We start from the raw sequence: 22,007 nt of genomic DNA, 5'->3' as shown, positions 1-22,007 counted from the left end.
GTTTCAACCTTTAACAGCTTAAGTAACTTTAATTTTTCCTGTTACCGCATCATTAATTAGGGTTGTTTTATACTCTTTTAGCTTTTGAATCTGTTGTGTTTTCACACTGACAACCGTTTCAATTTGATTATTCAGTGCTTTAATAAACTCAATAATTTTTAATTGTTCCGATATAGGTGGTACTAATGTTGACAGTTGTTTAAAACCATCCCAATACAATCGTTTTCTAAAGTCTGTAATACCTTTTGAATAACGCCCCATTTGTTGTATAAACTCAGGACATCTATACTGATACTCAAAAAAGTTAGCATCAATTCGTTCTGTAGGCTTGGCAACTATGTAAGCAGGACTAACCATCCCATCAACCGACACAGCACCAATAGCCCCCTGCCAAGCTCGCATCATATTAAAGGCAATATCACCTTTTTTTACCAAGATATATTTACTTTTATCTTCAATCTTTACACGACCCTGTACATTAGTATCCTCATCCATTTCTTCATCAGACACCCCTGTATGGATGGATACAGATAACAAAGGTAATCCATCTCGACCACTTTCATTACGCTCACTAAATATTGCTCGATTTGCAAATACACCCCAATGTTCAGGTATTTGGCCAATCCATTCCACACCACTGTCTTTCATTTTGACATTGATGTCTAAACCTTTGGTCACTGCTTGCTGGATCACGATTTGTTTGCGTTCATTTAATAAAGCAATTTGCTGTTCTTTAGTTACAATTGCTTGGTCGATTTGGGTCGTTTTTTTGTTTAAAAATAAAACTATTTTTTCTTGTTCCTTTAAACTCGGAAAACAAAATTTCTCGCTCAAATAGGTATCTATATCTAAATTTTGAATACCCGTGGTTTGTTTAATTGATACATAATTGATGTCATTTGCATATAAAGTTGCAAATACATAATTTAAAAACTGATTATTAACAGACTTTATTGGTGTCATCTTACCAACAAAATTTGAAGTCAATGCATCATATTCTTCATTAAATAAAACAACACATCCTACTAATGTTTTATCACCGCCCCCTGACTTTTCAATTAACAAGTCACCTTGACTCAATAATCTTTTTCCATATTCTTGTTTTTTAATATTTCTTAATGTCAATTTATCATTATTTATAGTCAAAGTTTCTCGATTAAAATCAGCAACACGCAAAACTACTATATCATTTTCATTCGATTTTGGATCATTGCCCCATAAACCATTAACACAGCCATTAATTAAACGCTTTAAAGCATAAACCTCCCAATTATTCGGTATATTACCCAACCATTGCACACCACTGTCTTTATAAGCATCGTATTTTTGATACATCATTATCCCCTTAATGCCCCAAATAAAAAGCTTTAATCTTTTGTGCCATCAACTGACGGCGCTGTGATAAAAAGTCATTGTAGTGGGTATAATCCGATGTATCTAAACTTTCAGGGATACAATTCAATGCCTTATTATCTATTAATGCATCTTGGGATTTAATTGAGCTATATTCACTTTCATAAGACTTATTATCTTTAATTGCGATCTCTTTAGCTTTAATTTCATCTACCACCTTAGCCATATACTCTTTAGGTGCTAAATTGCCCAATTTGATATTAATTTGTTGTTCTGTAAAAGTGTAATTAGCAACTTGGTTGTAATCACTTTTCTTAAAACCATTTTTAATTAAATAATTTTTTGGAAAAATATGGTGCACATTACCATTACTACTTTGTTCCAACAAATTACGTACACTCATACTTTCAGATAAAAATGCTGATTCATTATTTTTACATTGCGATGCCAAATAGCATAAATAAGCATTATTTACCGTACTTGAGCTATCTAAATCATTGACAATACGATAAGTCCAAAAACCATCATCCAATTCAGCTTGCTCAATTTGATTTAAATAAGCTTCAATCCCTTTTTCCAAGATTTGCTTACTATCACGTTCAATAGCAGATTCAGATGATCCCGAATAACGCCCTGTCAAAATGGACAATACAAACCAACGCTTCACTAAATTTTGTATTTTAGTTTCATCCATACCTTGACTACGTAAACTTAAGTACAAGGCATAGGCAAAGTTTAAGCTACCTTTTGAACTGATCAATTTACGGTTAATAAACCCTGCCGATTGGATTAAATTAATAAAACGCTGATAGTTGGTTTTATTAAAAAACTCGACTAATCCTATACCCAGTTTTTGATAACTTTCTTCAGCAATAGTTTGTACATTAGTACGGTTTTCAAAATCACGCCCTGATAACAAAGCAACCAAATCGCTAAACTTACCTCGATTAAATTGATAGGTATAAGCAACACGTAAAACATCTATATAATTAGGCTGATACAGATCATCATTTACTGACGCAATCCAACTAATTGTTTTGTAATCATCCGATTTAACAAAATCTTTATCATTTTGTTTAATCATTTTATCAAAACTGCCATCATTCATTAGATGGCAAAAATAGTCGATCATCTTACGCAAGCGATTACCACCAAACTGCTCATCTGATGCAATCTTAGACATAACAAAATCGGCATTACTTAGCACGACACCTTTTTGGTTAATACGGATAAAAATTTCAGTGACCGTATCAATGTCTAAACTCGCATCAAGCTCAATAATACCAATTTGACGATTTTTAATGGCTTTAAGTTCTTCTAACTTATTTTCAATAAAGTCTTCATCGGCATCTTCATTTAATGCCATATATGCTTTACGTGCTTGTGATATAGACATCTGACCATTCAAAATGGGTGATATGTCATTTACCCATAACGGATCACGTTCAATGGCTGTATTACATACCTCAAAAAAAGACTCATCGCCTTTCGCTGTCGGGTTGTATGCAATTTTAATTTGTACTTCTTTATAGTCTTTGTTTAATACCAATTGTCCCACAACTGCTGCGGTTAAAGCAGTAATACGTTGCTGACCGTCAATTAAAATCTTTTTACCATTGGACAATGTGCCATCTTTTAAACGGATGTCCTGATTTTTCCAAGTGATGATATAGCCAACGGGATAACCCTTATAAAGGCTATCCATCAAATCACGGACTTTACTACTATTCCAAACAAATGGACGCTGTATTTCAGGGATAGCGATTTCACCAGATTTAATCCAAGCCAATAATGTTTCTACTGGTTGCTGGTGTACAGAATATTTTGCCATGTCCCTTAAATTCCCAAGATTTGTGCAATTAAACCATCAGCTTGTTGTTCAAGCGCTAAAATATCTTTGGCGACTTCATCCAATGATCGTAATGGTTTATGTTGATAAAAATACTTATTAAAACTGATTTCATAGCCAATTTTAACGCTATCTAAATTAATCCAAGCCTCATCTACGTGTGGCTTAACTTCGTTTATAAAATAAGTATGGATATGTTGTTTTAATGGGATAGATTCACTATCACGGATGTCAGTATTACTTTCATAGGTTAAATACTCACCTGACTTAGCTGTAGCATAATAACCAAAGTCGGCAAGGTCTTTTTCCTGACATCCTAGATAATTTAATAACTCATCTCGTTTTTCAGCGTTTAGCTTCACTGCTTTCTTAATGACTTTTTCTGCCGTTTCGTCATACCAACTGACGGCATTTAAAATACTATTTTTTTCTGATGCAGATAACGATAGCTTTAATACACCAATGGCTTTATCGACATCTTTTTTAAATACATTGTAATCACTATATTCCACTTCCCCCACTTGTTGCATCAATGCTTTTGCTGATTCAAATAAGGTACTTAATGACTGCCAATGCTTAATATCAAACAACTTCGTTTTAGCTTTGGTATTTAAACTAATTTCTTGATCATCACACCAAGCCATTACATCTTTTTCAATTTTCTTTAAAAATTCAGCTTGATAAAGATCATTCCCATATTTCTCAAGCATATATTGCATAGGCTCAAGCAATGCTTTATCAAACTTTAAGACTTCTAATTTATCTAAACTAAACTGGGCTTTACGACGGTCAGGACGTTCAATATTGACTTTATAGTAACCAAAATCCTGATTATCAAATACTTTAGCTGCAAGCCCGATAGGATCATGATTGCTATCAATCTGACGGTTTAATACTTGACCATCTAAATAGCATTGCACAATTTCAGTAATATGCTCAGGTGCAAATTCACAGTTCTTATTACCAAAATTTTTACGTAATTTACGATAAAGTAAGCTTGCATCTATTAACTGCACTTTACCTTTACGATGTTCAGGTTTGTTATTGGACAATAACCAAATATAAGTTGTAATGCCTGTGTTATAAAAAAGATTGTTCGGCAATTGGACAATCGCATTTAATAAATCATTTTCAATAATGTAACGGCGGATATTACTTTCACCACCACCTGCATCACCTGTAAATAAACTTGACCCATTATGTACGGATGCGATACGACTACCAATTGGGCTAATGGTCGTCGGTTTTAACTTACTTACCATTTCCATCAAAAATAACAACTGACCATCACTAGACCGTGGTGTTGCATCAACCTCTGCTTCATTCCCCCAATAGTCTTTTAAAATTACTTTAAAACGTGGGTCAATGACATCATTCCCATTTTTGATGTACTTTTGCTCAGATGCCCAACTCTTTCCATACGGCGGATTAGACAACATAAAATCAAATCGGGTCGACGCAAACTCATCTGTTGATAAAGTAGACCCGACACGGATGTTTTCAGGGTTATTCCCCTTGATCATCATATCTGACTTACAAATAGCGTAAGTTTCGTCGTTAATTTCTTTACCATAAAGAAAAATGTCACGATCTACATTTTCTCCGTAGCGTGCTTCAATAAAGTTTTGTGATTCGGTCAACATCCCACCACTACCGCAAGCAGGATCATATACAGATAAAGCATATGGTATTTGGTCTTTAATTGGATCAAAAACCAAATGGGTCATAAGTTCAATGACTTCACGTGGTGTAAAATGCTCGCCCGCTTCTTCATTATTTTCTTCGTTAAATTTACGGATTAGCTCTTCAAAAACGTACCCCATGCCTAAGTTGGACAATCCTGCCAACTTATAACCATCAGGGTCAGTTGTATCAAACGGGCTTAAATTGATTTTAGGTGATACAAATTTTTCCAAAACATCCAACAAAACGTCTTTGTTTGCCATATGACGGATTTGATTTTGTAAATTAAAACGGGTAATAATTTCTTTAACGTTGTCACTAAAACCACGTAAATAATCTTCAAAATTAGCCAATAAAATTTGCTGATTATTGGTTGCTGTATCAAAAAGGCTTTTTAATGTCCACTTAGATGTATTGTAAAATACATAACCCGACACATGTTGTAATGACAAAGGATCAAGCTCAATAAAGCCTTGTTCATTGGTTTGTTCATTTACTTCATCTAAAACTAGTTGCTTAGATGGTTCAAGCAATGTGTCTAAACGGCGCAACACAACCATAGGTAAAATGACATCACGATATTTACCCCGTACATAGACATCTCGCAAACAGTCATCGGCAATTGACCAAATAAAAGACACAAGTTTGTTATGTACTGAATGATCCATTTTTTACCCAAAAACACCTAAATTTCTTGTGCTTGTATTAAACAACATTTTAGGCAAAAAGGCAGTAAAGATTATGTTCAGATGTTCATATTGCGACTTGCACTGTCGTTTAAAAGCTATTAAAGATAAGCATGATAAACTAGCTTTTGTGTTTCGACTTGATATTCTTCCCAATCAAAAACCAAATGCCCATATTGGATAAAAGCATCATGCTCAGGGCTATTTTCATCCAACAAAATGATTTTGGGGTATCTTTGCTGTAATTGACTTATATCCAATTGATCTAATTTAGGATAAACCAAGCCATAGCCTAACCAATGTTGCACGGCGATGGATAAAACCAAACTATTTTCATATTCAATTTCAGCCACAATAACATCAGGGTCAAAAGCTGTGATTTGATGCTGATAATCATCCGTCATTTGTATTTGTAATGATCTAAAGCCTAATGTTGTCGATTTAGTACAATCATAAGCTGATAACAATTGCATCAATATTTCTCCCTATTATTCTACTAAATTATCTAAATAGTCTGCCCACCATTGCATCATCTCCACACGTTCTTCAAGATGTGTCGCTTTATCATAAGTACCTTTTACCCCCTTTTTCATATGGGCTAAACATGCTTCTACCACTTGCTCTTTATCACTAAATTGATTATTCAAAGCGGTACTTGCAATATGTCTAAAGCCATGTGGGTTTTGTCGCCCCTTATAACCCATACGGTTCAAAGCCATATTAAAGGTATTGTCCGATATAGGATCACTTAGGCTATTTCGACCTGCAAACAACAAATCCGATTCCGTTCGATATTGCTCTAACTCTTTTAACAATTTAATAGCTTGTCTTGGTAACGGTACTGCATGGACAATACCTTTTTTCATAATTTCAGCAGGCTTTATCCAAACCGCCTTTTCAAAATTAAACTGATCCCACGTCGCAAACCGTAACTCTACGGGGCGTGGGAATAATAAAACCATCAATTCCAAACCAATTGCCAATTTTCGCTGGTGATGGTTTCGTATATCAGTAACTAACTGGGGCAATTCATCAATTTCAACAAATTTCATATTGCCACCATCATTTTTATCTAAATGCTTGGTCATCCCATCAATCGGATTAGAATTAATCTTTGCTTGAAATTTCGCCCAGTCATAAGCATTACGGCAATAAGATGTTAATTTTTCAACTTGCGTATGGATGTTTAATTCACGTTGCAAACCTCGAAAGAAGTCAAACCATTCTTTAGGGGTAATTTCCGCAAAATTTCGTTCACCAAATTCAGGGATAATATGTCGATTAATGGATTTTTGCGCTTTATCAAAAGTTGTTGCACCCCAAGCCGATTTTCTAGTATCCAACCATTCCGCCATTAAGATACTAAACTTTTGTCCCTCAATCTCTTGTTGCTGTTGTTTAATATGTTTTCTTGTTTCTAAGACTTCACCATTGGCTAATTTTTCCAATAGCTCACTTGCCTTACGTCTAGCCGTTGCACCACTGACACTTGGGTATCCACCAATCCCTTTCCATGACCATGTACCTTTTTCATTTTTATAACGTAACTGCCAAGACTTTTTCCCTGTCTTTTGGACTACAAAATACAATCCGCCTGTATCTCGTTCACGATAATCTTTGTTTTCAGGTTCTAAATTTGCCAAAGTCGTGTCGGATAAAGGTCTTTTTTTAATGGTATCTCGTTTCATATGATTCTTGTATCATGAGTTAAGTTTTAATCAATGATACACCATATGATACACGGCGGACAGTGGTATGTATCTTTATATAACGATATATAAAGCAATAAAAAAGCCCTAAATACGTGATATTTAGGGCTTTTTAACTTATACATCATGATACACAGACATACAAATTTAATATATTGGTAGGTATATCCAGACTCGAACTGGAGACCTCTACGATGTCAACGTAGCGCTCTAACCAACTGAGCTATACACCTAGAATGAGAGCATCATATTCATTTTTAATTAGCTTCACAAGTTTTTTTGAGATTGTTTAATTGCGATCGCACAGACTTTAAGCAGTTTACTAAATTCTTGAATATTTTGCTGAGTATTCTGTTCTAAAAACACAATTTTTTGATATAACACAACTACTTGATGAAATGATTTTTGATCACTATCTACACTTGATAAACGTTGCATCCAAACTTGGAATGTTTCCGCTGATCTTTTATGCAAATGTTTAGGTAATTGCTTTTGAAATTGGGTGATAACACGCTCATATAATTCTTGCTGCTTAGTTTGTCTCCACCAATAAAAACCAACATACACAGCTAAAATTCCTGCAATACCAATAATTAAGATCAGCACATAACTATAACTAGAATTAAAGCCTAGTTTAGATAACCAATTTTTTTGTTTATCTGCATCATAACCAACAACTTTGGACTGCCATTGATAACTTAAATAGTCACTCCAAACACGCATGTTTTTCAGAAATTTAAATTGTTGTAAACGCCATGCTTGTGCCTGCGCATCTCCCCAAACTTGCTGATCCTCCGCCATATAATTCTGCATTCCAGCATCTATACGTTGTGGTGCAATCATTGCTGTAGGATCGATTCTTTTCCATTGACCATGCAGATAAACCTCACTCCACGCATGTGCATCAAGTTGACGAACCTCCCAACTTTCTCCATCTAATGCAAACTGTCCACCTTGATAACCTGTCACAACTCTGGCAGGAATCCCTGCATAGCGCATCAGCATCACGAAACTAGATGCATAATGTTCACAGAAACCCTTTCGACTAGAAAATAAAAATTGATCTATACGATCCCCACTTAATGTTCCTGGGGTCAGCGTATAAACGAAGTTATTCTTTCTATACCAATTCATCACAGTTTTAATATATTTTTCAGGCAGCCGCTGACTTTGTTCAAACAGTTGATGGGCTAATTTTTGTGCTTTCTCATCGCGATCTTCATCAAATCGAGTACTAAATTCAATTTGACGTGGCGATAACAAAATAGAGGATGTTGATGCTTGTCCTAACCAAAACATTTGTATGGGTTGATTACGTTTAATCAGCTTTAATGGACGTATACTATCATCTTGATACAATTGTAAATAACGTTCTTGTGGAATGGAATATTCCAACCCCATGATCCAATTTGCTTGCTCATCAGCAGCTAAATATTGATAAGCTACTCTGCTAGAGTTTGAATTTACATTTTTAATTTGCTGATTATAAAAACTACTGGTCCATGTTGTACCATCATATTCATCCAAGACTAAAGCACGCCAATACAACTCTTGTCTATTTGGCAATTGCCTCATATCCGCAACAACACGAAAAGCTAAAGCAGAAGATTGTGATAATTGTGCAATATCTCCTGGAGACATACGATCGCTAATCCCAGTAGTGGCTTGATTCTTATGAATTGGAATTGCCCAAAGTGGTGGCAAGCGAGGAAAGAAAATAAATAATATAATAAAGAATGGAGTAGCAATTCCGACAAATTTTAGAATTTGTTTAACATCATTTTTTAACTGATTTGATGATAATTGATGATGGTTAAATAGACCAGTTTGAATCCGATATAACCCCATCAAACACATCACAAATGCCGAAAAAACAATAACAGCCATCCAAAATGCCTGACTATGTAACAATAGACTGGCACTGACGAATAAGGCAAAGTTAAATACGATCAATAAATCGCGGGTATTCTTGGCTTCCAAACTTTTCGCAAATAAGCACGTACTTAAAAATGCGACTCCAGCTTCTACCCCGAGTAAAGTTTGATAATTTAAATAAATAAGACCTAAAGATAATAAAGAGAAAAAAACTAAAAATAAGCGTGGAAATGGTGAAATTTTTTGTTTTCTATATCGCCATACTAATATAAGCCAAATAACGCCCCACAACCCACTCAATGTCACAGGAATAAAAGCCACTTGCCCAATTAATACAAATGCCAATACAGCTAAAATGCAAAAATAGATTTGTTTGGTCATAATCTTAAGCCTGTGCAAGTAGAAGTTTTGCTTGAAGAAGCTGTATCTGCCCCTGACCAGTTTCTAATCTTGCATGCGGCAGTATCAATGCATAATCATCACCAAGTTGTTCACATTGCTCAATTAATCCCATCATATAGCTTAATTTTTCTTCATGACTTTGCGCAGGAATTTTTTGATAATCAATTTCTAAATGTTGATGATTGGCTTGAGCCTCAAACATTTTTATAAAAAAGCCCTGTCCTCGAGCAACTTGCTTCCATGCTACATTTTGATAAGAATCACCTTGCTGAAAGGCTCTAAGTTCCTTAAATTCATCCAGGCTATCATTGGCATTGGTTGGCTGATTTTTATGTTCTTTTTGCCAATCATGCGCTTTAGGTGCAATCCACACTTTTTGTTTTGGATATAAATAAGTCCACGCTCGCACCAAACCTAAAGGATAGGTAGAATAAATTTTTATCGCACCAAATTCAAATAAACCACGCTGCTTCGGAAAAAAAGCCAGCTCTAAGGTCTGTTGTTGCTGATCTAAATAAACTAATTGTTCTTGTTGCAGCCAATGAATACGTAAATATCGGGTCATTACCAATGGCTGATTAAAGCGAAGTTTTAGAATTAAAGGCTTATCGACTTGCCCAACTTCAGCTGCAATCAGATCAATTTGTAAAACATGCAATTGCTTGAATGTGAGGTAAAAACTGATACATAAAATTGCACTGATTAGAAAACAAAAACCTAAAATCAAATTATTTGCATAGTTAATCCCTGCAATAAAAGTAATTAGAATCAGAACGAGATATAGAAAACCTTGCTTATAAATAAAAACCAAAACATCTTTCTGTAACAGGGTTTTAGTCCCATTAACCTGAAAGCGTTTAGCAATCCACTGCTGAATCCTTTGCATAAGCCAATCTCAACTATAAGACATCAACCGATTGCAAAATTTGTTTTACCTCTATTTCGCCTAAACTTAAACGATGAGCAACCACGGCAACAAAAACAGTTTGCACATCATCAGTAGTCACAAAACTACGACCTTCAACCAGTGCATAAGCTTGTGCAGCAGCTTTTAATGCCAATACTCCACGCGTTGATAAGCCATGCCGTTGTTTACGTGTTTCAGCAGCCAAATCTAAAATATAATTGAGTACAGCATCACTTAAAAAAACCTGTTTTGCCAATTCACGTAATTGCAAAATATCAACTTGCGTAAATACCGCTTCTAATTGATGAATTAAAACCTGACGTGAGCTTTGCTGTAACAGTAGTTTTTCTGCTTGGCGAGATGGATAACCAAGCGATAAACGCATCAAGAAACGGTCAAGTTGTGACTCAGGCAAAGCATAAGTTCCACTTTGAAATAGTGGATTCTGCGTTGCTAATACCCAAAATGGTTGCGGTAAGTCATAATGTGTTCCATCAACAGTGACTGCTCCTTCTTCCATAGCTTCAAGTAATGCACTCTGTGTTTTTGGACTACAACGATTGATCTCATCTGCCAATAAAATCTGAGTAAAAATAGGCCCTTTCTTGAACTCAAATAAATGTTCTTTTTGATTAAAAATATTGATTCCAATGACATCACTAGCCAACATGTCATTGGTAAATTGAATCCGCTGAAAATGTAGTCCTGCTAGACGAGCCAAAGCACTGGCTAGAGTCGTTTTACCTAATCCTGGTAAATCTTCAAACAGTACATGCCCACCTGCCAACAAACAGGTCAGCGCTAATTTAGTTTGTTGTGGTTTATCTAAAATAAGTTGATTCACTTCAACCAAAAAACGTTCGATTTTCTGAGTAAAATTTTTAATATTTTGCTCTACTTCTTGATTTTTTTGTTGTTTTTCTTGAATAGAAGCTTTTTCCATGCCCCACATAACGCAATCCCCAAACTAAAACAGTGCATGATTCAACATACACTGTTTTAGTTTTTTTTCAAAGAAATCAAATGACTTCTAGCAAGGACATTTTTTCAAATTCCCACCTGATGATGGATAACGCGCATCGATACAATGACGATAAAAAGTCTTAGCATCCATTGGCGTTAAATCTGGATGATGTGCCTGCATATGCTTTATATAGTTTTCATAATCAGGCACACCCACCATCAAACGAAAACTTTTTTGCAAGTTTTGCCATAAAGTTGCAATACGAGACCAATTCTTCGGAGATAAAAGTAAGTGTTTTTGCGACATGATAGTGAATTTAATAATCTTCACAATCACAGCACGTCCTTGCCGAGCGATTTTAAAATCCATCACGACTCTCCCCTCACTGTTTCTGCTGTCATTGCAGTTTCAGTAAATACGGCAGGTGCTTCATGTACTGTTGGAACAGGGCTTTGTAAAGCACGACGAATAATTCCGATTGAAGCAATAATCATAACAATTGCAACAATCATAAAGAATCCACAAAGTACTGCATTAATCTGATTCGACAATACAATCGTCTGCATTTCAGCAACTGACTTCGCAGGTGCAAGAACATCTCCACGTGCAATTGCATCAGAGAAACGATTCGCTTGAGCAAGGAAGCCAATCTTCGGATTTTCATGAAAAATCTTTTGCCAGCCCGCTGTCATGGAAGTAATAAATAGAAAAATCGTTGGAACAATCGTTACCCAAACATACTTCTCTTTCTTCATCTTGAATAAAATAACCGTGCCCAAGATCAATGCCATTGAAGCGAGAATTTGATTTCCAATTCCAAATAATGGCCATAAAGAATTAATACCACCAAGAGGGTCGACTACGCCTTGATAAACGAAGAAACCCCATCCTGCAACCGCAACAAAAGTTCCGACTAGATTTCCAAAAAATGATCCAGATTGTTTTACAGCAGGCACAACAATCCCGACGGTATCCTGTACCATGAAGCGACAAGCACGTGTTCCCGCATCCACTGCAGTCAAAATAAATAATGCTTCAAATAAAATGGCAAAGTGATACCAAAATGCCATCATTGCACGACTATTGAAAATCTCTGAAATGATATGAGCCATACCAATCGCAAAAGTTGGCGCTCCACCAGTACGAGAAAGGATTGAACTTTCACCTACTTCTTGTGCTAATACGGTAAGCATTTCAGGACTGACCACAAAACCAAGATTTCTTACCGCTTCCGCCGCAGTATCAACATTTGTACCTAAGACGGCAGCAGGCGCATTAATCGCAAAATAAATTCCCGGATCAAGTACGGTTGCGCAGATCATTGCCATGATACCGACAAATGATTCCATCAACATGCCGCCATAACCGATCATACGAATATTGACTTCATTATCAACCAGCTTTGGTGTTGTCCCTGAAGATACCAAGGCATGGAAACCAGAAATTGCCCCACAAGCAATAGTAATAAATAGAAATGGAAATAAGCTACCCGCAAATACTGGACCTGTACCATCAACAAAATGAGTCACCGCAGGCATTTTGAGTTCGGGCATCGCAAAGATAATTCCAATCGCCAGACCTGCAATTACACCAATTTTAAGGAAGGTTGACAGATAGTCACGAGGTGCTAGCAATAACCACACAGGCAATACTGACGCAATAAAGCCATAAATGATAAGTGCCCAAGTCAGTTGAGTTCCAGTTAAGGTGAACAATTGCCCCCAGTAAGGGTCTTTTGCTACATCACCACCAAAGACAATCGCCGCCATCATTAGCACAAAACCAATAATCGAAACCTCAGCAATTTTCCCTGGGCGTAGATAACGCATGTATATGCCCATGAATAATGCAATTGGGATGGTTGCTGCGATACTGAACACCCCCCACGGACTATGCGCCAAAGCTTTTACGACAACCAATGCAAGTACCGCAAGGATAATAATCATGACACCGAGCGTACCCAACATCACAATCACGCCTGCGAAAGTACCTAACTCCTGCTTTGCCATTTCACCCAAAGAGCGACCATCACGCCGAGTTGAAATAAATAGCACCAGAAAATCTTGTACCGCACCTGCAATCACCACACCGACCAAAAGCCAGATGGTGCCTGGTAAGTAACCCATTTGCGCTGCAAGAATTGGCCCAACCAAAGGCCCTGCACCTGCGATAGCAGCAAAATGATGTCCAAATAAAACGTATTTATTGGTGGGCACATAATCCAGACCATCATTCAAACGATGTGCTGGTGTTAAGCGTTTAGGATTTAATTCAAAGACTTTTGTTGCAATAAATAAACTGTAGAACCGATATGCAATGCTATAAACACAAACTGCGGCAAGAACGAGCCAAACCGCATTGACATGCTCTCCACGACTTACCGCCAAAATTCCAAATGAAATTGCACCAATGATGGCAACTAAACTCCACAGAATTTTTGAGGATAGCGTCGACTTTGCTTGTACTGTCTCCATTCAGAACCTCTCAAATACATAAGCTGTAGTTTTGGATTTCCCTGTCTATATTCTTTAGAAGAAATATCTTTGTAAGTCTATCTGTTATTAAAAATGATTTATCTAATACTTTGGCATAAAAAAAGGGATGATTGTTTAATCATCCCTTCGATAATCGTATAGCTTACGTAGCATTGCTACTCATTTACGATTATGCGCGCTCTAGGTAATCACCTGTACGCGTATCAACACGAACACTTTCTTCTTGCTGAACGAATAATGGAACACGTACTACTGCACCTGTTTCAAGTTTCGCTGGCTTACCGCCACCGCCAGAAGTATCACCACGTACACCTGGATCAGTTTCAACGATTTTCAACACCACAAAGTTTGGTGGATTAACGTTTAAAGGCACACCATTGAACAACATAATCGTACATTTTTCATTAGAATCATCTTTTAACCATTTCGCAGCATCGCCCATTGCAGTTTTGTCAGCAGCGATTTGCTCGAAAGATACTGGATCCATGAAATTCCACATTTCACCATCGTTGTAAAGATAATCCATTTCAACTTCAACAATATCAGCCGCTTCTAAAGAGTCACCTGATTTGAAAGTTTTTTCTAATACTTTACCTGAGCGAAGGTTACGTAATTTCACACGGTTAAATGCTTGACCTTTACCTGGTTTTACATATTCATTTTCCATGATTGAACATGGGTTGCCATCAAGCATAACCTTAAGGCCTGCTTTAAAATCATTTGTAGAATAATAGGCCATGAAAGGCTCACTCCAAACTTAAAACTCAAATCTATTAGTGCTAGACTACGCGCACAGCTTAGGCTATCACTATTTTAACGTATGGCATGATAAACTATTTACATCAAGAGCAAAACTGGCAATCACAACTCAGTGATCTAATTACTGATCCTTTAGAGCTGTTAAATCTGCTTGAATTATCGACCAAGCAATTATTATCAGGGGCAATACTTGCCTCTGAACAGTTTAAATTACGTGTTCCACGTGCATTCGTCGGAAAAATGCACATTGGGGATCCATTTGATCCTTTGCTATTACAGGTTTTACCACACCATCTTGAACTTGAAGAACATCCTGAATTTGTTACTGACCCATTAGGTGAGGAAGCAGCCAATCAAATGGCTGGTGTCTTACACAAATACCAGTCTCGCTTTTTACTGACCTTAACAGGTGCATGCGCAATTCACTGCCGTTATTGTTTCCGCCGCCATTTTCCATATCAAGAAAATTTACCTAAAAATGATGATTGGCTAAATATAAAGCAATATATTGAGGACAACCCTGCCATCAATGAAATCATTCTCAGTGGGGGTGATCCTTTAACTTTATCTAATCGAAAAATAGCACTTTGGATAGAGCGATTAGAATCTTTACCCCAACTCAAAATATTGAGAATCCATTCACGAGTTCCTGTTGTTATTCCCAATCGTATCGATGAAGAGCTTATTTCTATTTTAAAAAACAGTAGGCTACGCATTGTAGTAGTGATACACTCAAATCATGCTTCAGAACTTGATGATTTCACGTGTTCAAAGCTATTACAGTTATCATTACATCATATTACTGTGTTAAATCAGGCAGTTTTACTTAAAGGTGTGAATGACTCTGCAGCAGCTTTGACTGATCTAAGTTATCGACTATTTGAAGCGAGGGTTATGCCCTATTACTTACATGTATTGGATAAAGTAAAAGGTGCTCAACATTTTGACTTAAGATCTTCAGAGATAGATCATATATACAGTGATGTATTAGCGAGTTTACCTGGATATTTAGTTCCAAAACTCGTCAGGGAAATTGCGGGCGAAAAAAATAAAACACCGCTTTTTGGGGTTCAAACGTTCTGAGATTGATTACAATGATGAATAATGCATTTTCGGATATTTTTCAAATTCCCACTGTTTTAAGACGGGATAAACTCAGTTTTTGTGATGCAAACGCAAAAAGTTTAACAGAATGGATTTCAACCCTCTCAATCATGCAGTTGGGTGATACTTCAAAAGCATTGTTTGCAGCCTTATTAGAGCTTTGTGAATTAGATTGTTCAGAAACATTACGTTTTGATCTCATTCAGACTTTACACCCAACGATTGAAAATATCTTAGGCAGCTTAGAAAAAAACTTTTTTAATCAGGGTGTAATCAGTTCAGATCGTAATGAGCACATTATTGAACTGGCAATGCTGTTACGCTGCTATTTTGCGGCTATTTATATCAATATTGTTCGTCGCAGTAGCGAACAATTGGAAAATCAAAAATTTTCTATTTTTGCACTGAACCAAAAGAAAAATTTACATACTGCTAGAACACTTGCAACCTTCCAAGCATTACAACAACTTACGCAGCTTCTCTATCAACAACACATGTTATATAGTGAACCTGTTGCAGGACAGTGGCTCATTGCACATCAATTGTACGATGCAGCAGTGACACATAAGTATCATCATGTGACTATCGAACAGGCGCAAACTAAGCCAAATAGCCTGAATAACATTGCTCAGGCTTATGCTCAATTAATTTTAATGGATATTTTTAATACTAATCAAATTCGTCAAACAGAAATTCAAGCCCTGTTTCAATGCAGTTTTGACTGGGCCAAAATGCTACAGCTCTTATCTAAAGAGACTGATTTAACTAAATACGTTGTTGATACAACTAAAGATCATCCACCAATATATAACAAAAAACAAAGTTCAGGATTTAATCCTAATATCTTTATTAGTACAAATGGTTTACTTGATCATGTGACAGCAACATTACATAAAAATGCTGAATATATTTCTAAGAATGAAAAGATTTATCTCACACCCGCTCTAAAATTCCACGTTCAGACGATTTTAGGATCTACGGCAGAACGTCGCCATGAACGCTATGAATATTCAGCTCAGCTACATATTTGTTTTGGACTCTTAACGGCTCACTTCTATTTATCCAAAGCAAAAAACTTTGGTGAAACATTACTCTTAGAACACGGGTATGGACTACAAAGCGAATCAAAATTTTTATCAACTTGGGATAAAAAAGATTCTTCTGGCAATCAAGAATCCTCAATCCAGCGTTTAAGCCGAGAAAATAAAGCAATTTATCAAGCAGATATTTTAGATATTAGTGTCAATGGTTATCGAATTAAATGGTCAGCAGAAGCGCCAAAAAATCTAAGAACAGGTGAATATATTCTTGTAAAAGAAACCTCTCACGGGCATTGGCGCGGCGGTGTAATTCGTTGGTTAAAGCAATCAAGTGAAAAAAGTTTAGAATTAGGCTTAGAGGTTTTAGCGCAAGAAATTTTCCCTTGTGCAGTTCGTGTACAAGCAGATCGTCATATTAGTAATTATCACCCTGCGCTTATTTTAAAAAATCAAAATTTAGATGAAACTAAAACAACAATAATTTTGCCAGGCTCGCAAATTTTTCGCGAACAGCAAGCTGTTCATTTGAGATTAGGGAAAGAGGAAGTAAAAGTGTATCTGTTGACTGCACAACTAATTACCCAAAGTTTTGTTCAATTCGACTTTGAACTACTTAATGAAGAAGAACAACCTGTTCTTAATAAATTTATTGCGCAAAAAAATATGGATACAAATGACCAAGATTTATGGGAAGCATTGAAGTGAGAAATTCTTTACTCTCTAAAAAGTTGAAACGAACTGAAACGCGCTTACTCATTATTGATGATAACCAATTAAGGTATAATCAAGTTTTAGAGCTTTTTGCGCAGCAAGAACATCAAGTACAGGCTATTTTACTTGATGATTTAAAAACTTTTGAAAAACAACTGAATTTGCCTTGGGATATTGTAATTTTTGGACGTGCTTACGATCTAAAAATCGAACAAACGCTTTCTCTTATTCATGCATCAGCACAACCAAGTTTACCCATTCTACTGCTTGAGCCAGATGACTATAATTCAGCGCTATATCAAAATTACATTCATAAAGGTATTTATGATGTTGTGAACTTAAAGGCGCCAGAAGAATTTTATATAAGTATTATTAGATCACTTTCATTCAGTCGTTTAGTACAAGCAGAGCACCGTTTACTTACCGAATTAGAGGCAGCTCAAACACAAGCCCAATCACTTGTTGCTGAAACACATAAAGCAGTTGCAATTCTACAAGAAGGTATTCATATCAAAGCGAATGCTGAATATGCTCACCTATTTGGTTTCGACAGCGAAGACGACGTCATTGGCTTACCAATACTTGATATTTTACAACCTGAAGATTTAGGCCAGTTTAAATTACGCTTTAAAAGAATTTCCCAAGGCTTATTCGAACAAGCACGCTTTGAAATTCGCACCCAAAATCCAATGGTTAAGAATAATCCTTTACATGTTGAGTTCTTACCCTCTGGTAATGATGATGAAATACAACTGAATATTGAATGTGAATCATCATCAACTGTTGTTTCAGCAGCAACTGCCACGACTACTTCAGTACAAACTGAAAAAGCCTCTGGTATCACTTCAGCACTGCAACAAATTAATCGCAATTTAGCAAATCACCCAGCCAATGCAAATGCGCTAATCTTATTTAGCCTGAATAATTGTCCAAACGAAGTTTTTCAAACGGACTGGCGTGGAACTAAAGCTTATTTTTCAAATATTGCAAATTTCATTAAAGAACAAGTCAATGTTCCAATTTATCAAATAGAAACGGCTTTGTATGTTGGGCTGATTCAGGCTGAATCAAAAACAGTTTTAAACTCTTTGCTTATTGGTTTGAATGGTTTACAAAAACCTCAGTTATTGGTCACTGAAAACCACACTTTCCCATTACATTTAAAACTGGGTTATCAAGAACTGGACCAACAAATATTAGATGATGCTAATTTTGAGAAAATTATTTCCCAAGCATTTACGCATGCACTACCACTATTGAAAAATCCATCCATTGACAGTGATATTAGTCTTACAACTGATAAAATTTCAATGTCGATGGAAGTCAATCTTTTACAAGAGCTCAGAAACAAATTAGATAAGGGTGATATACATCTAAAATATCAGCAGCTTTATGATAAACAAGATCAATTCACTCATACCTATGAAGTATCTGGCGGTATTATTCATAATAATCAATGGTTAGACTTGATGGATCTTAGTGATCTAAAAGATGATCATGAATTATCAGCCCAGTTAGACCGTTGGGTATTAGTAGAAGCTTGTAAACAATTACATAACTTCATTACCCAATATCCAAAAGCTAAATTAATTATTAATCTGAATCATCATATTTTATTGAATGACAGAAAATTATCTGAATTGGTTGCTAAATTATTAACAATTATTGGAAGCAAACAAGCTCATCCTTTAATTCTGCAATTCTCAGAGCAAGCTCTTCAGCAAAATTTATCACAGGCTCAACCTCTGATTGCATCACTTCGTCAACACGGTGCTGAGATCTCTATTCGTAAGTTTGGTGATTCTCTTTATAGTGACTCAATTCTTCAACAGATCGACACGCAGTATTTAAGCTTCCATCGCAAATTGGCGAAAATGCTAGGATCTGAAAAAGAAATGGCAATTCTACAAGAGAAAATTCTTCATTTTATTGCTCAAAAGCAAGTTGAGATTGTACTCACCGAACTCAATGACATGAGTTTGTTTGCGAATGCATGGAATGTCGAAGCCCGCTTCTTGCAAGGTAACTACTTCCAAAAGAAACTTGATCGCTTAACTGACGTACAAGACCAATAAGGTCTTGTACACAATCGATTTCAAAATACCTTAATAAAACTGAAGCAAAAAAAAACGGGCATATCGCCCGTTTTTTGTTTTCTCGATATTAACGTTTGATAGAACGTGACATACCAGAGAAACGTTGTTTGAATTTGTCGATACGACCACCAGTATCCACATTCTTTTGTTTACCAGTATAGAATGGGTGGCAAGCTGAACATACGTCAAGATAAAGAGTTTCTTTACCAAGTGCAGAACGAGTTTCGATTACGTTACCGCATGAGCAAGTAGCAACTAATTTTTCGTATTTAGGGTGAATATCGGCGCGCATGGTCGATGCTCCTATTTAGTAAGAAAGGCTTAAGCTGTTATCGCAATTGATCACTCTCAATATGAGGAAAGCAGAGTGATAACACTCGCAGATCAATACCACAACAGACCATTTCTTTTGACTCACCGAGACCCTTAGATCAGAGCAAAGCCAACAAGTGGAGAGCATTATACACATCTTTAGTAAATTTAAAACAACTATTCCATAGTCGGAGAAATTCACTAATTGAGATAATTTATCTTATTGCGGTTTGAACTACCTTATAAAATTTAGATAGTACAAATCATATGGGTACTTGATAAAATCTAATAAATTTAAAGTACTGGACCAATATATTTATAAGAAGTATTAGTTTTCATATAGCGTAAATATTTCTCTTGTGGTTTATAATTTTTATCTAACAACATAATATCAATATTATTCAAATTCTTATCCATTCGAATATAATCAGGTATATCACTCGGTCCTTCGTGATTTTTACAGTCAAAATCGACTTTGATGTGATCAAATTTTGCTGTCTTTGTCTGAAAAATTCTTATCGGCTGAATTCTCCCTGTCTTAATAGGTTGAAACGCATGAATTGCATAAGCTCCAATACAACTACTCCCTTTATAATAATTCTCAACCAAATAAATAGGTTGTTTAACGAAATCAGATTGTTTTACATCTAAGATAAAGCCCGTATCTATAGGCGTTAAAGTAAATCTCCGTTCATTTTGAGTTTGCACATAAGAAGAATATTCCCCCATAGTACCTCCACTTCCCACATCGAAAGTATAAAACTTTAAACGTTTATCAGGTGAATAATGAATACGTAGATTATATTGGTCTTGAAATGTAGGAAAAGTATAATTAAAACTTCTAGAATCACTTTCTATTTTTGCAACTATTTCTGACTCAATCGTTTGATTCACTTCGTAGAAGTCTTTTTGCGTATAGTGTTGAATTAATTTTTTCTCAAATTGAGCTAACGTTTCTGCGTGTGTTTCTGAAATTAAAATTAACGGCAATAAAAATAGAATTTTTTTCATTATTATTTCCTGTGGATTGGATTCTTCAAAAAACGTAGAAAATTCTACGCTTTTTGAATGGCACAATTATCCAATACGACGTTTTAAACCAGTCAACTGTAAAATACGCGTTGAAATTTCTTCAATCGACATTTCAGTGACGTTCAAATACTTAATACCTTCAGAAATATAAATACCCTCAATGGCACGTAATTCCATTTGGCACTGACTAAAACTTGCATAACGACTATTCGCCTTTCGTTCGCTACGAATAGCGACCAACCGCTCAGCATCAATCATTAAACCAAAGAGCTTATTTTTATGTGCTCGTAGCACAGCAGGTAGACGATTATCGTCTAAATCTTCCTCAGTTAAAGGATAGTTCGCAACACGAATTCCAAACTGTAATGATAAATAAATTGAGGTCGGTGTTTTTCCAGACCGAGAAACGCCAACTAAAATCAAGTCAGCTTTATCATAATGACGAGTTCGAGCACCATCATCATTGTCTAATGCAAAATGTACTGCATCAATACGAGCCTTATAAGATTCAGAATCTGTTACAGCATGGGTCTGTCCAACTAAAGTTGTCGGTGGTGTCCCCAACTCTTGCTCAAGTTTACTAATCAATCCCTCGAAAACATCCAAATTTACGGCTTTAGCTGTATTAATAATTTCACGGACATGTGGGTCTACCAATGTGTCAAAAACAAGTGGTAAACATCCATCTCTTGATTGGCATCCATTGATGTCAACAACCACATTCATTGCAGCTTCTTCAGTGGTAATATAAGGCATAATATGAATATCAAAATCGACATTCGGAAATTGCGCAAGTAGTGAATGTCCAAGGGTTTCTGCGGTAATTGCAGTACCATCCGAAATAAAAAATACACTCCGTTTAATTTGTTTACTTTCGGGCATCAAAATTCTCCTTAAACATTTGTCTTAGTGCTCTATAATCTTTATAGTAAACTCATCTAACATGACTGTCGCTTAGTAAAATACTAAATCTAAGCACATTCGTATAATTTCATACCAATGATGGTCATTCATACTGCAAAAAAAGTGG

The 22,007-nt window shown here is 36.0% G+C and carries 17 protein-coding genes and 1 tRNA gene; 3 read left to right on the top strand and 15 right to left on the bottom strand.

The window, feature by feature from the left end; translation table 11 throughout:
• Positions 1–18 precede the first annotated feature (18 nt).
• The 12 genes from AAV96_RS07150 to efp form a co-directional block, all read right to left on the bottom strand.
• A complete protein-coding gene (locus AAV96_RS07150; RefSeq protein WP_052750590.1) occupies positions 19–1,335 on the bottom strand; it encodes a restriction endonuclease subunit S in 1,317 nt (438 codons plus the stop codon).
• Between the two features lie 10 nt (positions 1,336–1,345).
• The gene (locus AAV96_RS07145) at positions 1,346–3,184 is read right to left on the bottom strand and encodes a DUF262 domain-containing protein (protein ID WP_046738815.1); all 1,839 of its coding nucleotides are present in this window, start codon (positions 3,182–3,184) and stop codon (positions 1,346–1,348) included.
• Between the two features lie 5 nt (positions 3,185–3,189).
• Positions 3,190–5,553 (bottom strand): type I restriction-modification system subunit M, encoded by a 2,364-nt coding sequence (locus AAV96_RS07140; RefSeq protein ID WP_046738814.1) that lies wholly within the window; start codon positions 5,551–5,553, stop codon positions 3,190–3,192.
• A 119-nt stretch (positions 5,554–5,672) separates the two neighbouring features.
• Positions 5,673–6,044: a hypothetical protein gene (locus tag AAV96_RS07135; protein WP_046738813.1), complete on the bottom strand. Its 372-nt coding sequence runs from the start codon at positions 6,042–6,044 to the stop codon at positions 5,673–5,675.
• 15 nt (positions 6,045–6,059) lie between these two features.
• Positions 6,060–7,259: a tyrosine-type recombinase/integrase gene (locus AAV96_RS07130; protein ID WP_046738812.1), complete on the bottom strand. Its 1,200-nt coding sequence runs from the start codon at positions 7,257–7,259 to the stop codon at positions 6,060–6,062.
• Positions 7,260–7,436: 177 nt separating this feature from the next.
• Positions 7,437–7,513: transfer RNA gene (locus AAV96_RS07125), tRNA-Val, on the bottom strand.
• Positions 7,514–7,547: 34 nt separating this feature from the next.
• The gene (locus AAV96_RS07120) at positions 7,548–9,536 is read right to left on the bottom strand and encodes a transglutaminaseTgpA domain-containing protein (RefSeq protein ID WP_046738811.1); all 1,989 of its coding nucleotides are present in this window, start codon (positions 9,534–9,536) and stop codon (positions 7,548–7,550) included.
• A gap of 4 nt (positions 9,537–9,540) precedes the next feature.
• On the bottom strand, positions 9,541–10,443 hold the full coding sequence (locus AAV96_RS07115) for a DUF58 domain-containing protein (RefSeq protein WP_046738810.1): 903 nt from the start codon (positions 10,441–10,443) through the stop codon (positions 9,541–9,543).
• Positions 10,444–10,456: 13 nt separating this feature from the next.
• Positions 10,457–11,416 carry an AAA family ATPase gene (locus AAV96_RS07110; RefSeq protein ID WP_046738809.1) on the bottom strand — a complete coding sequence of 320 codons (960 nt, stop codon included), beginning with the start codon at positions 11,414–11,416 and terminating at the stop codon, positions 10,457–10,459.
• 78 nt (positions 11,417–11,494) lie between these two features.
• Positions 11,495–11,800 carry a YbdD/YjiX family protein gene (locus tag AAV96_RS07105; protein ID WP_171249134.1) on the bottom strand — a complete coding sequence of 102 codons (306 nt, stop codon included), beginning with the start codon at positions 11,798–11,800 and terminating at the stop codon, positions 11,495–11,497.
• Positions 11,797–13,902, bottom strand: coding sequence for a carbon starvation CstA family protein (locus tag AAV96_RS07100; RefSeq protein WP_046738807.1), 2,106 nt, complete (start codon positions 13,900–13,902; stop codon positions 11,797–11,799). Before AAV96_RS07100 ends, AAV96_RS07105 begins: the two co-directional genes overlap by 4 nt.
• A gap of 190 nt (positions 13,903–14,092) precedes the next feature.
• Entirely contained in the window at positions 14,093–14,662 is a 570-nt protein-coding gene (efp, locus tag AAV96_RS07095) for an elongation factor P (RefSeq protein WP_004662912.1), read from the bottom strand.
• An 86-nt stretch (positions 14,663–14,748) separates the two neighbouring features.
• On the opposite strand from efp, the gene epmB reads away from it, so the two are divergent.
• Genes epmB through AAV96_RS07080 form a run of 3 tightly spaced genes read left to right on the top strand, consistent with a single transcriptional unit; the run spans position 14,749 to position 19,612 of the window.
• Positions 14,749–15,765, top strand: coding sequence for an EF-P beta-lysylation protein EpmB (gene epmB, locus AAV96_RS07090; protein ID WP_046738806.1), 1,017 nt, complete (start codon positions 14,749–14,751; stop codon positions 15,763–15,765).
• A gap of 11 nt (positions 15,766–15,776) precedes the next feature.
• On the top strand, positions 15,777–17,531 hold the full coding sequence (locus AAV96_RS07085; RefSeq protein WP_004662916.1) for a hypothetical protein: 1,755 nt from the start codon (positions 15,777–15,779) through the stop codon (positions 17,529–17,531).
• Positions 17,513–19,612, top strand: coding sequence for an EAL domain-containing protein (locus AAV96_RS07080; protein WP_046738805.1), 2,100 nt, complete (start codon positions 17,513–17,515; stop codon positions 19,610–19,612). Before AAV96_RS07085 ends, AAV96_RS07080 begins: the two co-directional genes overlap by 19 nt.
• Positions 19,613–19,700: 88 nt before the next feature.
• Here the strand turns inward: AAV96_RS07080 and rpmE are convergent, their stop codons facing one another.
• From rpmE to AAV96_RS07065, 3 genes are all read right to left on the bottom strand, one after another.
• Positions 19,701–19,925, bottom strand: a complete 225-nt coding sequence (rpmE, locus tag AAV96_RS07075) for a 50S ribosomal protein L31 (protein ID WP_004662919.1) — start codon at positions 19,923–19,925, stop codon at positions 19,701–19,703.
• Positions 19,926–20,239: 314 nt separating this feature from the next.
• The gene (locus AAV96_RS07070) at positions 20,240–20,956 is read right to left on the bottom strand and encodes a hypothetical protein (RefSeq protein ID WP_046738804.1); all 717 of its coding nucleotides are present in this window, start codon (positions 20,954–20,956) and stop codon (positions 20,240–20,242) included.
• A gap of 66 nt (positions 20,957–21,022) precedes the next feature.
• Positions 21,023–21,859, bottom strand: a complete 837-nt coding sequence (locus AAV96_RS07065; protein WP_004661375.1) for a pyruvate, water dikinase regulatory protein — start codon at positions 21,857–21,859, stop codon at positions 21,023–21,025.
• Between the last annotated feature and the right edge of the window lie 148 nt (positions 21,860–22,007).

It is taken from the genome of Acinetobacter sp. AG1, assembly GCF_001005525.1.
Classification (GTDB): Bacteria; Pseudomonadota; Gammaproteobacteria; order Pseudomonadales; family Moraxellaceae; genus Acinetobacter; species Acinetobacter modestus.
The sequence above is the reverse complement of the archived record's forward strand: the minus strand, read 5'-3'. Positions and strand labels throughout refer to the sequence as shown.

Coding starts and splice junctions, on each gene's coding strand:
- AAV96_RS07150 (WP_052750590.1), bottom strand. CDS start 1,335: ATGTATCAAAAATACGATGCTTATAAAGACAGTGGTGTGCAATGGTTG.
- AAV96_RS07145 (WP_046738815.1), bottom strand. CDS start 3,184: ATGGCAAAATATTCTGTACACCAGCAACCAGTAGAAACATTATTGGCT.
- AAV96_RS07140 (WP_046738814.1), bottom strand. CDS start 5,553: ATGGATCATTCAGTACATAACAAACTTGTGTCTTTTATTTGGTCAATT.
- AAV96_RS07135 (WP_046738813.1), bottom strand. CDS start 6,044: ATGCAATTGTTATCAGCTTATGATTGTACTAAATCGACAACATTAGGC.
- AAV96_RS07130 (WP_046738812.1), bottom strand. CDS start 7,259: ATGAAACGAGATACCATTAAAAAAAGACCTTTATCCGACACGACTTTG.
- AAV96_RS07120 (WP_046738811.1), bottom strand. CDS start 9,536: ATGACCAAACAAATCTATTTTTGCATTTTAGCTGTATTGGCATTTGTA.
- AAV96_RS07115 (WP_046738810.1), bottom strand. CDS start 10,443: ATGCAAAGGATTCAGCAGTGGATTGCTAAACGCTTTCAGGTTAATGGG.
- AAV96_RS07110 (WP_046738809.1), bottom strand. CDS start 11,416: ATGTGGGGCATGGAAAAAGCTTCTATTCAAGAAAAACAACAAAAAAAT.
- AAV96_RS07100 (WP_046738807.1), bottom strand. CDS start 13,902: ATGGAGACAGTACAAGCAAAGTCGACGCTATCCTCAAAAATTCTGTGG.
- efp (WP_004662912.1), bottom strand. CDS start 14,662: ATGGCCTATTATTCTACAAATGATTTTAAAGCAGGCCTTAAGGTTATG.
- epmB (WP_046738806.1), top strand. CDS start 14,749: ATGATAAACTATTTACATCAAGAGCAAAACTGGCAATCACAACTCAGT.
- AAV96_RS07085 (WP_004662916.1), top strand. CDS start 15,777: ATGATGAATAATGCATTTTCGGATATTTTTCAAATTCCCACTGTTTTA.
- AAV96_RS07080 (WP_046738805.1), top strand. CDS start 17,513: ATGGGAAGCATTGAAGTGAGAAATTCTTTACTCTCTAAAAAGTTGAAA.
- rpmE (WP_004662919.1), bottom strand. CDS start 19,925: ATGCGCGCCGATATTCACCCTAAATACGAAAAATTAGTTGCTACTTGC.
- AAV96_RS07070 (WP_046738804.1), bottom strand. CDS start 20,956: ATGAAAAAAATTCTATTTTTATTGCCGTTAATTTTAATTTCAGAAACA.
- AAV96_RS07065 (WP_004661375.1), bottom strand. CDS start 21,859: ATGCCCGAAAGTAAACAAATTAAACGGAGTGTATTTTTTATTTCGGAT.